Source organism: Shewanella sp. SNU WT4 (assembly GCF_006494715.1).
In the GTDB taxonomy this organism is placed as follows: Bacteria; Pseudomonadota; Gammaproteobacteria; order Enterobacterales; family Shewanellaceae; genus Shewanella.
This window is the reverse complement of sequence record NZ_CP041151.1, coordinates 2,320,897-2,333,759: the sequence shown is the minus strand read 5'-3', so window position 1 is coordinate 2,333,759 and position 12,863 is coordinate 2,320,897. Positions and strand designations below refer to the sequence as shown.

Sequence of the window (12,863 nt, the reverse complement as noted above, 5' to 3'; positions counted from 1 at the left end):
TTGTTTGTATGAATGCAATTAAAACGTTGTGCCTCAGCATGACATTAGCCGCAGTATCAACGGCAAGCGTTGCCACTGATAGTACGGATTTACAAAAAAAATTAGCGAACATGCAGTCACTGCAAGCTGACTTTAGCCAAAAAGTTACCGATGTGAATGATAAAGTCATTCAACAAGGAAGCGGCACCCTTGCGATGCAAACGCCGAATTTACTCAATTGGCATTTGACTGCGCCCGATGAATCTTTGATTGTGGCGAATAATGATGGCGTGTGGATTTATAACCCCTTTGCTGAAGAAGTGACTATTTTGGATGCCAAGGAAATCCTTACGGCATCGCCATTAGCGCTTTTGGTTTCTCGTGACGAGAAAGTATGGAGTCAATATCAAGTGGCGGCGAGTGGTGATTGTTATAAAATCACCCCAATTCAACTCGATGCACAAGTGCAAAACGTTAACTTGTGCATTAAGGGCAATAAATTAGTTAACTTGTCTATTCTCGATAATCAAGGCAACAACAGCCAGTTTGAGTTGTCCAATCAACAAGTATTAGCTGCCAATAACAGTCAGCAGTTTAGCTTTGCTATTCCGGATGGCGTTGATATAGATGATCAGCGCAAAGCGGTTGTTGGCGGTCAATAGTGTCTAGTTTCAGTTTTGATTTTGCGCCGGATTTTAGGCCGTTAGCTGCCAGAATGCGCCCAAGCACTCTGGCAGAATATGTGGGCCAAACCCATATTTTAGGGCCAGATAAACCGTTACGACTGGCGCTTGAAGCGGGTCGCGCTCACTCCATGTTATTTTGGGGCCCACCAGGCACAGGAAAAACCACCTTAGCTGAACTGGTCGCACATTATACCAATGCCCACGTGGAGCGCATTTCTGCAGTATCTTCAGGGGTCAAAGAAATTCGCGCGGCCATTGAGCAAGCCAAAATGGTGGCGCAATCGCGCGGCCAACGTACGTTATTATTCGTCGATGAAGTGCATAGATTCAATAAGAGCCAGCAAGATGCTTTCTTGCCTTATATTGAAGATGGTACAGTCATTTTTGTGGGAGCCACCACAGAAAACCCCTCGTTTGAAATCAATAATGCGCTATTGTCGCGTGCTCGAATTTATTTTATTCATAAATTGTCGAATGCAGATATTGAGCAATTAGTGCGTCAAGCCCTAACCGATGAACAACGAGGTTTAGGCAAGCGTCAGTTAATTTTATCAGATCATGTCGCCCAGCAACTGGCCATAGTTGCCGGCGGTGATGGTCGTAAAGCGCTTAATTTAGTAGAGCTAATGGCAGATCTTGCTAGTGATGGCAGTGAACTAACCATAGAAACACTGGCTCAAGTGGCCGGCGAGCCAATCGCGCAATATGATAAAGGCGGTGATGCCTTTTATGATTTAATTTCTGCGGTGCATAAATCTATTCGCGGTAGTGCTCCCGATGCGGCGTTATATTGGTTTTGCCGAATTTTAGAAGGTGGCGGCGATCCTTTATATGTGGCAAGGCGCTTACTTGCCATTGCCTCCGAAGATATTGGTAATGCCGATCCGCAGGCGATGACAGTAGCACTCAATGCATGGGATTGTTTCAATCGGGTAGGACCTGCAGAAGGTGAACGCGCCATAGCCCAAGCCATTTTATATTTAGCATCGGCACCTAAAAGTAATGCCGTTTATGTTGCTTTTAGTGCTGCGCGCGAATTAGCCAAACAAACGGGTCAAGAACCTGTGCCGCTGCATTTACGCAATGCACCCACGCATTTGATGAAAGACTTAGGCTTTGGCGCGCAATATCGTTATGCCCATGATGAAGACAATGCCTACGCCAGTGGTGAGAATTACTTCCCTGAAGTATTAAAAAATGCGCAGTGTTATGCTCCCACTGAGCGCGGTTTTGAAAAGCGCATTGCTGAGAAATTGCGCACATTAAAACAATGGGATAAGGATAGTAAACAACAACGTTATGACTAATGTCTTATTAATTGCCTGTGGCGGCGCTTTTGGTGCAGTTTTTCGCTATTTTATTTCAATTATGATGATCCAGCTATTTGGTAGCGGTTTTCCTTTTGGTACACTGTTAGTCAATATATTGGGTTCATTTATCATGGGTTGTGTCTACGCTTACGGTCAGGTATCTCATTTGAGTCCTGAACTAAAAGCTTTGGTCGGTGTGGGCTTCCTTGGAGCATTAACCACATTCTCCACTTTTTCGAATGAGACTATGCTGCTGATAAATCAGGCTCAATGGTTTAAAGCTGGCTTAAACATATTGTTGAACCTCGGGCTGTGCTTAGGTGCAGTTTACATAGGGCAACAGTTGATCTTCTCCCGCGTATAATATTAAGAATATAAATTATGTTAGATCCTAAATTTCTTCGAAATGAATTAGAAACTACCGCTGAACGCTTAGCTAATCGCGGTTTTATCCTTGACGTCGCTCACTTAAATGCTCTTGAAGAAAAGCGTAAATCTTTACAGGTTGACACTGAAGAACTTCAAGCGAAACGCAATGCTATTTCTAAATCTATTGGCCAAGCTAAAGCGCGTGGCGAAGATGTTGCGCCTATCATGGCTCAAGTCGGTGATTTAGGTGCGCAGTTAGATGCGAGTAAAATTGAATTAGCTAGCTTACTTGAAGAGCTGAACGGCATTGCCTTGAGCATGCCAAACTTGCCAGATGAATCTGTACCACAAGGTAAAGATGAAAATGACAACGTTGAAGTTCGTCGTTGGGGCGAGCCAACTCAATTAGGTTTTACACCAAAAGATCATGTGGATTTAGGTGAAGGACTTGCCGGCTTAGATTTCAAAAATGCCGTGAAAATTACCGGTTCACGTTTTATCGTGATGAAAGGTCAAGTGGCAAGAATGCACCGTGCATTAGCCCAGTTTATGCTGGACTTACACACCACTGAACATGGTTACACTGAAGCTTATGTTCCTTACTTGGTGAATGCCGACAGTTTAATGGGAACTGGTCAGTTGCCAAAGTTTGGCGAAGACTTATTCCACACTAAGCCTGCGACCGAAGAAGGCCAAGGCTTAAGTTTAATCCCAACGGCTGAAGTACCGTTAACCAACTTAGTGCGCGACACTATTGTTGATGAAGCTGAACTGCCAATTAAGATGACCGCTCACACTCCATGTTTCCGTAGTGAAGCAGGTTCTTACGGTAAAGATACTCGCGGCTTAATCCGTCAGCATCAATTCGACAAAGTTGAAATGGTGCAATTAGTGAAGCCAGAAGATTCTGCCCAGGCACTGGAAGAGTTAACGGGTCACGCTGAAAAAGTGTTACAAAAGCTTGGCTTACCATATCGAGTTATGGTGCTGTGTACTGGCGACATGGGTTTTGGTTCTAGCAAAACTTATGACATCGAAGTATGGTTACCAGCGCAAGATACTTACCGTGAAATTTCTTCTTGCAGCAACATGAAAGATTTCCAGACTCGTCGTATGCAAGCGCGTTTCAGATCAAAAGAAGATAATAAGCCAGCCTTATTACATAGCTTGAACGGATCAGGTTTGGCCGTTGGTCGCACCTTAGTTGCTGTGCTTGAAAACTATCAAAATGAAGATGGCACAGTTACTGTTCCAGAAGCGTTGCGTCCATACATGGGCGGTTTAGAAAAATTAGGCTAAACAGTTTTTAAGGAATTATGGCACAGGGATTATCCACGTTAAGATGGATTTCCTATATGGCAGCAATCTCAGTATTTTTAAGTATTGTGATTGCCACTTTAGGGGAAGCCGTAGTTCTGATTATTAACAATGTTTGATGTAGAAAGCCCGCTATCGCGGGCTTTTTTTATGCGGTTTGTACGTAACGGTCAACCGATGTTACTGACCTATGACCGCTACGCTGTTTCATAGCAAAGATAGATTTTCCATCACGCGCCCACTGAGTCAGCAAGCCACTGCGTAAACTATGCGCACCAAATAATTCGGCATCTAATTGTGCTATTTGGCAGCGTTTTTTGATAATACGATAAACCTCTTGGCCGCTAAAATTAACCGGTTTATTTTGCTTGGCTCTTGGCCGCGCTAATTTATCCCAGCGGGTAATCGACTGAAATAATTGTATATTGCCGCGCTTCGGTAATCCGGCGATTTCTATCCAATCGAGTAGGGCTTGATAGCAGCTATATTTTTCATCTTTTAATAATTCTTTGCTGTGTTTATGCCGTCCATCCTGACTTGCCTTGCTAAATCGCAACGTCACAATAATTCGGTCGGGTAAAAACTCAAGATCATTTAGGGTCAAGTCAGCTAACTCTGAGCGGCGAAAGGCACCTTGGCGGCCCATTAAAATGATGGCAAGATCGCGCGCCCGACGCCGCGGTGCAATTTCTTCAGCAGTAGTCGCTATCAATTGTTCTAAGTAATAATCGACAATGGCGCGCTTTTGATTATCCATAGTAGTTCGGCGGCGATTGCGATTGATAGTATCAAGATATTCTTGAATTTGTTTTAACTTGGTCGGCGAGGGCAGTTGATTAATATCATGAGCATAATTAATTGCCGCCAACATATTGTGTAGTGTCGATGGACTTAAGTGAAAGCCGCGATCAGTAATCTTTTCACTTTGCGCTTGCAGATAGGCAAGTACAATTTGTGGATCAGCAGGAATGAAGCTAACCCCAAACTGCTGACACCATTCGGTAAACTGTCGCCAATATAGACGATAGTTACGCATAGTGTTTTCATTCTTTGCCGACAAGGTTTCTTGTTCAGCTTGTTGGATCCTCGCAATCAGCTCAGCAGGTAAGTTTTTTTGGCTAAAGTAATGTTGATTATCAACAGCAATATCTTGGCTACTGCCTTTATTTTGAATTGTGGTTAACCATTTATCTTGTGAATTGCTAGACATTCAGAGGATTCTTAATAACTAAAGGGGTGCGCAAAGGCTTAATTTATGGGGCTATTATAACCTAATCGCTAATGACTGTTAATTGTCATTAGCAGTCATTAGCGCTAATATATGTACTAAATTCAATGGATAAGTTTGTGCTTGGGTTTTCACTAATCAGCCATTAAATAAAACCTAAGTTGTCATGCAGATAGTGAGGGCGGTGTTTTTCAAGATAGTTGTCACTCTTTGCTTAAATATTAAGCTGCATTTATTACGCCTTCTATTGGTGCTTTATCTGGGTTTAGGGTCACGGCTCCAACCGCCTCACAATTTCTCACGTCTTTAGACCAGCGCGTCGGTCTTCTTGCCTTTGCCGCTTCAAGCACTTCCTTACGCTTGGCTAAAATCGCGTTATCTAGCTGAGCATGACGTTGTCCTGGTGAGACAAAATTGAGCTGGCTGTGTTTATGCTCATCGTTGTACCACTTCACAAACTTCTCAACCCATTCTCTTGCGCCAGCTAAACTGCTAAAACCCGATTTTGGCCACTGTGGTCGGTATTTTAAGGTTTTAAATAACGACTCTGAAAAGGGGTTGTCGTTACTCACCCGCGGCCGACTTAATGATGCCGTAATACCGAGTTCTTCTAGCTTGGCTTTCATGGTCAGTGACTTCATCGGCGCCCCATTATCAGAGTGCAGCACTAATGGCGTATTAAAACATTGCTCGCGTAACATGCAGCGTTGGATTAGCGCGGCTGCGTACTCACCGCATTCTTGTTCGTGAACTTCGTAACCCACTATTTTTCTACTGTAAATATCTTCAAACATGTACAGATAATAAAACTGGCCTTTGACGGTTGAAGCCAAATAAGTGATGTCCCACGACCACACTTGATTGGGCCCATCAGCCCGATAACTTAACGGTTTACTTCGATTAACAGCAATCTGGGTGCGACCACGATGATTAAGTTGATTATTGGCATGTAACACTCTGTAAAAGCTTGATTCTGAGGCGATATAAATCCCGCTATCTAATAATGTCGGCACAATTTGCGACGGTGGTAAGCTGGCATACTCCTCTTGATTACACACACTTAATATCTGTTGTCGCTCATGTGCTTCGAGTTTATTTGCCGGTTCTGGTCGAGCCGCTATTGGTCTTAAATCGGCTTGCACTTGGCCTGCTCGATACCAACGTCGATAAGTGCGTTTACTGAGTCCAGTTTCAGCACAAGCCTTGTAAAGGCGAGCACCATTGATATACGCCTCTTGAATTAAGGCAATCAATTCTATGCGCTCAGGCAAGGGAGTTAGCTCTCCTCGCTGTCGTCCCCCCAGAGCGCATTGAGCTTTTTTCTGAGCACCAGTAACGCAGCAGCTTCAGCCAGCGCTTTCTCCTTGTAGCGCAATTCTCGTTGCAATGATTTGATTTCGGCTCTGTCAGCCTTGGCCTGCTGTTTAATGGTTTTGGTTTGTACTTCTGAGGTTTGAAAACCAGCTAAACAATCCTGTTTCCACTGCTGTACTTGTTCGCGGAACAAGCCTTTTTCACGGCAATACTGACTTAACTCGGCTTCCGATAGCGGGGCTGTTTCAATGAGTACCGCAAACTTAGCTTCAGCTGACCAGTCATCAGTTGTTAATGTTTTACCTGGCACGGGGCGACCTTCTTTTCTGACAATATCTCGCCAATGATACAAGGTTTGCACCGCAATGCCTTCTTCCCGAGCAACCTCTGCGACCGTTAAATTGTGAGGCGGTAATAATTTTTTAAGGATCGCCTCTTTACGTTCTGGTGAATACCGAGCCATATCGTTCTCTTTTGCCGCACCCTGTCTTTAAAAATAATGATTATTTAAGGGTGACAACAATCCTGACACAGGGGGAGGGCTTGCGACTAACTTGTGTAATAACGGCTAGTTTCATTCTTTAGTACCAAAAACAATCCTATGTTTACCGCAAAAAATCGTGAATAAAACCAACTCACTAAATGCCAATAGATTGGTTATTCATAATTCATTGCTAATAATAGATGACATTTACCAGCATCAGTCATTGATATTAGTTGATAAACCATAGCGCTCAATTTGATTTATCTATCACAGAGTGTGCCATCAAATGACAATCACATTAAATGGTTACCCATAATAATTGGTTGTTGTGAGTTTTAATATCAATCCCTTATCCTAAAGTATTAGTAATGAATCAAGCACTTCAATCTCTAGCTGGATGTATTTTGGGATAATGTTTGGTAAAATGCTGAAAATTTTACTGTGAGAAAGAAACCATGACCATTTTTGTAGTGGGACATAAGATCCCTGATTCTGATTCAATTTGTGGCGCTATCGCTTTAGCTTATTTAAAAAACCAAATTGGTGAAGCTGCAGTTGCCACTCGTTTAGGTGATATTTCTCCTGAAACAGCATTCATCTTAGAACGTTTTGGTGTTGAAGCGCCTGAATATAAACAGCATTATGCTGGTGAGCAGGTGTATATTGTTGATCATTCTGAACTCACTCAAGCGCCAGATGATATTGCTGAAGCGACTATTGTTGGTATTGTTGACCACCATAAATTAGGTGATTTAACGACTTCTACACCATTAGAGTGTTGGATCCGTCCAGTAGGTTGTAGTAACACGGTCATCAAAATGATGTATGACTTTTATGGTGTGGCCATTCCTAAGGATATCGCCGGCATTATGTTATGTGCCATCTTAAGTGATACTGTTATTTTCAAATCACCAACCTGCACCACAGCTGATATTCGCTGCGTTGAAGCATTAGCTGAAATTGCAGGCGTTGAAGATTTTAAAGCCCTGGGCATGGAAATGTTCTTGGTGAAATCAGCGGTCGAAGGCACGCCAGCTCGCGAACTTGTCATGCGTGATTTTAAAGACTTTAATATGAACGGTAATTTAGTTGGTATTGGCCAATTAGAAGTTATCGACTTATCTGTCTTTGATACAATCAAAGCTGATTTGGAAGCGGATATTGCCTTATTAAAGCAAGAAGGCCAACGTCATAGTGTCATTTTATTACTGACTGACATTATGAAAGAAGGCTCAGAAATGTTAATCATTTCTGATGATGAGCACTTGTCTCATAAAGCTTATGGCAAAGCCAGCGAAAATGGCCGCGTGTGGTTAGATGGTGTACTGAGCCGTAAGAAGCAAGTTGTTCCACAATTGCAATCAGCTTTTGCTTAAATTATTCTGTAATTCATACAGTTGATTTACCATATAAAAAAGCCCTACTAAGTAGGGCTTTTTGTTAGATGCATTTTGCCGGTTTTGGTAAGCCAGCTATTTTAGTCGCTTGTTTTGCTGGCCCCAATGGAAACAGGGTATATAGATATTTAGAATTACCTTTGTCTTCGCCAAGGCTTTGACCAAGAGCTTTAACTAACACCCGAATCGCAGGGCTAGTGTTGTATTCTAAATAAAAACTTCTCACGAAATGAATAACTTCCCAGTGAGATTCAGTCAATTCAATGTCTTCTGCTGTCGCAATTATTGGTGCTAATGACTCGCTCCAATCGCTAACATTGACCAAGTAACCCTGCTTATCCAATTCAATGGTTGCACCATTAAATACCATGCTATTTACCACGTAATTACCTTTTGATGCTGGAGTACTAAATCGACCATAGTTTGATAATTTATGTGTTCGTATTTATCGAGTCTATGGCTTAAACCGCGGGCTATTACATCGTCTTCCAATACATAAATTTTAAACGGCGATAACGCCATCACATATTGACGAAGCAGTAGGGCATTGACGGCGCTGGCCGATAATAATACCGCATCGCCTTTTTTAAGGTAACGCAAGCAAGACTTAAGTGCATTGTCTGTTGCGGGTGATGTTTGAATATGATGTAAGATCATTAAAACACCACCACTTCATCAGAGTCAGCTAATAACTGACTAATCTCTTCGGCACTTGCTTGTTGGCAAGCAATGGCTAAGTCAGTGCGGCTCATTCCATAATCACTGAGTGACAACTTACACGCCAATACGATTTCAACATCATATAAAGGCAGTGCCTTTAAGGTGGCCAAATAATCTCGTTGGCCAATCAACTGCGGTTGTTGATCAGGTAACAGATGTAAGACACCTTCATCGCAAAACACAACACTGACTTGTTGATCAAAACTGGCACTTAATAATGCTAAGTCTACGCCTTCACGACCACCCTCATGCGGGCCACGTCTGAAGATCACACATATTTTTTTCATGTTAGAAATTTACCCAACGGTCAGCGGTTTCTATCCCCGTGACTAACTCACCTAAACCACCCATGCTGAAAGATGGTGAACAATTAAAATGTGCTTGTGCTAATTCTCGGGCCTCAGTTGCGCTGATTACGCCGCGGCGCAGCGCTGCAGACACACAATTAACAAGCGGCACTTGATACTTAGTCGCCAATGACTCCCAAGCTTGGTGCAAATTAAATTCGTCACTCGCCGGAGAAGTTAAGCCATTTGCATGGCTCACGCCATCTTGATAAAAAAATACGCAGACAATCTGATGGCCAGCGTTAATAGCAGCTTCAGTAAAACGGTAGGCATGAAAACCTGGCACACTGCCATAAACATTGCCGTTCACTTGTATTATTAATTTACTCATAACCCAATAAAAAATGGCTCGCGAAGGAGCCATTTTATCCTAGTATTAGTCGTTAAGCATTAATCGTCGTTGCTGATCCCAAGTAAGTGCAGAATCGCCATAAATAAGTTTAAGAAATCTAGGTATAAAGAAACAGTGGCACGGATATAGTTGGTTTCGCCACCATTCACAATTCGGCTAGTATCGTAAAGAATGAAACCTGTCATCAATAAGGCGATAGCAGCGTTCATCGCCATAAACACCATGCTGTTACCTAAAAAGATGTTAATCAGCATCGCAACCACAACAACTATTAAGCCGGCAAATAAGAAGCCGCGCATAAACGAAAAGTCTTTTTTAGTGGTTACAGCATAAGCTGACAGGGCAAAAAAGATGGCCGATGTTAAGCCTAATGCTTGCATGATCAACTGAGGACCGTTAGCCATGCCGACATAGTGGTTAAGAATATATCCCAGAGATGCGCCTTCCATGCCAGTAAAGGCAAACACCCATAACAAGCCACTAGCAGTATCCGCTTTTTTCAAGGTGACAAATAATAATACTAAACCACCAAGTGACAGGCCGATTGACATTAATGGACTGATGGCCAACGCCATTGCTATCCCAGCACAAACAGCAGAGAAAGCTAAAGTCATGGCCAACAGCATATAAGTATTCTTCAGTAGCTTGTTGACTTCGAGTGTCGATAAACTGCTACTGTAGACAGTTTGTTGATTCATGATGTGCTCCGATTAAAACAGGTTAAAAATTGAGTTTTTTACCAATTGCCTATGTAAAAATAATAACCTAGTGGCGGTCTAGGTCAATGTAAGACTGTGGATATTAGATAAATTTAGTTTAATAATCTGCGCTATAAATTCCATTTCAGTGTCATTGCCTTTCAAACCATCATGACTAAAAATCAGGTTAACCATTCTTTATGGAGTTTATCGCCATCGCCCAGATAGTCGAGTACCCATTGTTTTGCCGGCGATACCGCATTAGCGTTCCATGCCAAACAACATTGACTGATCCCACGCGGATTAACTAACTGTTTTTCCAGTACTATGCCTTTTTCAATAAACACACTGGCTAGGTGCCTTGGCATATAGCCAATACCCAATCCGCCACTAAAACAATTAAGCGCGCGGATCCAATCTGGAACGACTAAACGCCGTTGATTATTCAAGAGCCAAGTATCGCGCTTCGGGATTTCACGCGAGGTATCTTCAAGGCAAACCGATGGGTAAGGGCGCAGTTCATCGTCAGTTAAAGGGCGATGAATACCTGCCAATGGATGCTGCTTGCTCACCAAAAATGCCCAGTCAATTTCGCCCATATCTTTGTATTTAAAGGTGCCCCCCACAGGTATTGCCGTGGTGGCACCAATGGCAATATCGGCTCTATCAGTGGCCAATGCTTCCCATACACCATTGAATACTTCTATACGAATAATGAGTTCGACGTCAGAAAATTGTCTATAAAAATCAGCTATTAACGTGCTAATTCTATCGGCTCTTACTATGTTATCTAATGCAATCGCTAAGGTTGGTTGCCAGCCATTGGCAACACTTTGGGTATCGCGTTTAAGGTTATTAATATCACTCAACATGCGTCTTGCTTGCTTAACAAAATGCTCGCCGGCGGGGGTTAAACTGACACTACGATGATGGCGAACAAATAAACTTACACCCATTTCATCTTCGATTTGCTTAACGGCATAACTCACCGCCGATGGCACCTTATGGAGGCGGTGGGCTGCCGCGGTAAAGCTTCCATGTCTGGCAACAATATCAATTAATTCAAATGCCTGTTCAGATAGCATTGAGTTCATCCTTGTGCTGTGAAAATTTTTGATGGCTTGCATCAAAAATAAATGCTTCAACCCTGTTTAGCAAGGCTATAGAATGCATGATCTCTAATTTTATGATGTTTATCTCGTATGAAAAAAACTAACAGTATCAAATTTTACATGTTTTTATTCTATCTTTCGATGCTCAGTATGCTGGGCTTTATTGCTACAGACATGTACTTACCGGCATTTAATGCTATTGAAACTACCTTTAATACCACACCAACTCAAGTGGCAATGTCATTAACCACTTTCTTAGCGGGTTTAGCGTGTGGTCAATTGGCTTATGGACCATTAGTGGCCAAGATTGGTAAACGTAATGCCTTGTTTGGCGGTTTAGCCTTATTTGGTGCAGCGTCTATTGCCATCGCCAACAGCGATAGCATGATGGCGGTAAATATCGCCCGTTTCTGCCAGGCATTAGGTGCTTGTAGTGCCGCTGTTATTTGGCAAGCCTTGGTCATTGAGCAATATGATGCTGATGAAGCCCAAGGTATTTTCAGTAACATCATGCCGCTTGTGGCTTTGTCACCAGCTTTGGCACCGATTTTAGGTGCCTTTGTGCAGCACAATTTAGGTTGGCGCGCCATTTTTGTGGTGCTCACTGTTATTGCTGCCATGCTCATAATCATGACCTTTATCTTAGTGCCTGGCCGAGATAAAACTGCGCCGCAGCAAACTCACAGCGCTACAGGTTTTATCGACATTCTTAAAAACACTAAGTTTTTGGGTAGTGTTATCATTTTTGGTGCCTGTAGTGGTGCGTTCTTCTCTTACCTGACTGTATGGCCAATCGTGATGGAACAACACGGTTACGCCGCAGCAGAAATTGGCTTAAGCTTCATTCCGCAAACCATTATGTTCATTGTCGGTGGTTATGCGAGTAAGACGCTGATTAGCAAATTTGGTAGCGATACTACGCTGAAGATCTTACTGGCACAGTTTGGCTTATGTGTTCTGGTGATTTTTTTAAGCACAGTCGTGTTTAAATTTGCCAGCATTTTCCCACTGTTAATTACTTTCTCTATCCTGGCAGCGTCTAGCGGCGGTATTTACCCAATTGTGGTTAACAATGCTCTGCAGCAGTTCACTCAAGATGCCACTAAGGCCGCTGGCGTGCAGAACTTCCTGCAATTAGCCTTGGCGTTTGGCGCATCAACCATAGTAGCTACATGGGCATCTGCTGGCGAAGTAGCCATTGGCTGGGGCATAATGATTTGTGCCATTGGCGTGTTACTGGGCTTTTTATTGCAAAAAGACTCAAAAATCTCAGACGTTGAGGCTATGGTTAGCGCTGAGAATAACACCGCCAACTAAGGTTTGATTGACAAACAATCAAGTCGCGCAGAGTTTGGGCAGTTGATTTGCTTTTATCATTTAAGACTTTACAGCACTAAGTGATCTCAGTAATATGCGCATCAACGGAGGGGTGGCAGAGTGGTTGAATGCACCGGTCTTGAAAACCGGCATAGGTTTATAGCCTATCCAGGGTTCAAATCCCTGCTCCTCCGCCAAATTCCATGAAAAAGGCCGCTGATTATATCAGCGGC

Annotated in this window: 14 protein-coding genes and 1 tRNA gene; 7 read left to right on the top strand and 8 right to left on the bottom strand. The window is 42.9% G+C overall.

Annotated features, from left to right (window positions below; translation table 11 throughout):
* Positions 1-8 precede the first annotated feature (8 nt).
* From lolA to serS, 4 genes are read left to right on the top strand one after another with little or no spacing between them, the layout of a single operon-like run.
* Positions 9-641 carry an outer membrane lipoprotein chaperone LolA gene (gene lolA, locus FJQ87_RS10490; protein WP_140932592.1) on the top strand — a complete coding sequence of 211 codons (633 nt, stop codon included), beginning with the start codon at positions 9-11 and terminating at the stop codon, positions 639-641.
* Positions 641-1,972, top strand: a complete 1,332-nt coding sequence (locus FJQ87_RS10485) for a replication-associated recombination protein A (protein WP_140932591.1) — start codon at positions 641-643, stop codon at positions 1,970-1,972. The genes lolA and FJQ87_RS10485 overlap by 1 nt, the downstream gene beginning before the upstream one ends.
* Positions 1,965-2,339, top strand: coding sequence for a fluoride efflux transporter CrcB (gene crcB, locus FJQ87_RS10480; RefSeq protein ID WP_140932590.1), 375 nt, complete (start codon positions 1,965-1,967; stop codon positions 2,337-2,339). Before FJQ87_RS10485 ends, crcB begins: the two co-directional genes overlap by 8 nt.
* Before the next feature lie 17 nt (positions 2,340-2,356).
* Entirely contained in the window at positions 2,357-3,643 is a 1,287-nt protein-coding gene (gene serS, locus FJQ87_RS10475; RefSeq protein ID WP_140932589.1) for a serine--tRNA ligase, read from the top strand.
* 166 nt (positions 3,644-3,809) lie between these two features.
* On the opposite strand, the gene FJQ87_RS10470 is transcribed toward serS, so the two are convergent.
* Both FJQ87_RS10470 and FJQ87_RS10465 read right to left on the bottom strand, forming a co-directional pair.
* Positions 3,810-4,871, bottom strand: coding sequence for a tyrosine-type recombinase/integrase (locus FJQ87_RS10470; RefSeq protein ID WP_140932588.1), 1,062 nt, complete (start codon positions 4,869-4,871; stop codon positions 3,810-3,812).
* Between the two features lie 239 nt (positions 4,872-5,110).
* Positions 5,111-6,666 (bottom strand): IS3 family transposase gene (locus FJQ87_RS10465; RefSeq protein ID WP_140932587.1). Its coding sequence is split into 2 segments (ribosomal slippage): positions 5,111-6,204 and positions 6,204-6,666, totalling 1,557 coding nucleotides; the frame shifts between segments, so codons are not numbered across the junction.
* 476 nt (positions 6,667-7,142) lie between these two features.
* On the opposite strand from FJQ87_RS10465, the gene FJQ87_RS10460 reads away from it, so the two are divergent.
* On the top strand, positions 7,143-8,063 hold the full coding sequence (locus tag FJQ87_RS10460) for a manganese-dependent inorganic pyrophosphatase (protein ID WP_140932586.1): 921 nt from the start codon (positions 7,143-7,145) through the stop codon (positions 8,061-8,063).
* Positions 8,064-8,127: 64 nt separating this feature from the next.
* Here FJQ87_RS10460 and FJQ87_RS10455 read toward each other — a convergent pair whose 3' ends face one another.
* The 6 genes from FJQ87_RS10455 to punR form a co-directional block, all read right to left on the bottom strand.
* On the bottom strand, positions 8,128-8,466 hold the full coding sequence (locus tag FJQ87_RS10455) for a TusE/DsrC/DsvC family sulfur relay protein (RefSeq protein ID WP_140932585.1): 339 nt from the start codon (positions 8,464-8,466) through the stop codon (positions 8,128-8,130).
* Positions 8,460-8,741 carry a sulfurtransferase complex subunit TusB gene (gene tusB, locus FJQ87_RS10450; protein ID WP_140932584.1) on the bottom strand — a complete coding sequence of 94 codons (282 nt, stop codon included), beginning with the start codon at positions 8,739-8,741 and terminating at the stop codon, positions 8,460-8,462. Before tusB ends, FJQ87_RS10455 begins: the two co-directional genes overlap by 7 nt.
* On the bottom strand, positions 8,741-9,091 hold the full coding sequence (gene tusC / locus FJQ87_RS10445) for a sulfurtransferase complex subunit TusC (RefSeq protein WP_140932583.1): 351 nt from the start codon (positions 9,089-9,091) through the stop codon (positions 8,741-8,743). Before tusC ends, tusB begins: the two co-directional genes overlap by 1 nt.
* Position 9,092: 1 nt before the next feature.
* On the bottom strand, positions 9,093-9,482 hold the full coding sequence (gene tusD / locus FJQ87_RS10440; protein WP_140932582.1) for a sulfurtransferase complex subunit TusD: 390 nt from the start codon (positions 9,480-9,482) through the stop codon (positions 9,093-9,095).
* Positions 9,483-9,541: 59 nt separating this feature from the next.
* The gene (locus tag FJQ87_RS10435) at positions 9,542-10,201 is read right to left on the bottom strand and encodes a Bax inhibitor-1/YccA family protein (RefSeq protein WP_140932581.1); all 660 of its coding nucleotides are present in this window, start codon (positions 10,199-10,201) and stop codon (positions 9,542-9,544) included.
* Positions 10,202-10,383: 182 nt separating this feature from the next.
* Complete coding sequence (gene punR / locus FJQ87_RS10430; RefSeq protein ID WP_140932580.1) at positions 10,384-11,286, bottom strand: DNA-binding transcriptional activator PunR; 903 nt, start codon at positions 11,284-11,286, stop codon at positions 10,384-10,386.
* Positions 11,287-11,403: 117 nt separating this feature from the next.
* Between punR and punC the strand changes: the two genes are divergently transcribed.
* Both punC and FJQ87_RS10420 read left to right on the top strand, forming a co-directional pair.
* The gene (punC, locus tag FJQ87_RS10425; protein ID WP_140932579.1) at positions 11,404-12,630 is read left to right on the top strand and encodes a purine nucleoside transporter PunC; all 1,227 of its coding nucleotides are present in this window, start codon (positions 11,404-11,406) and stop codon (positions 12,628-12,630) included.
* Between the two features lie 106 nt (positions 12,631-12,736).
* Positions 12,737-12,827 (top strand) — tRNA-Ser (locus FJQ87_RS10420).
* Positions 12,828-12,863 lie beyond the last annotated feature (36 nt).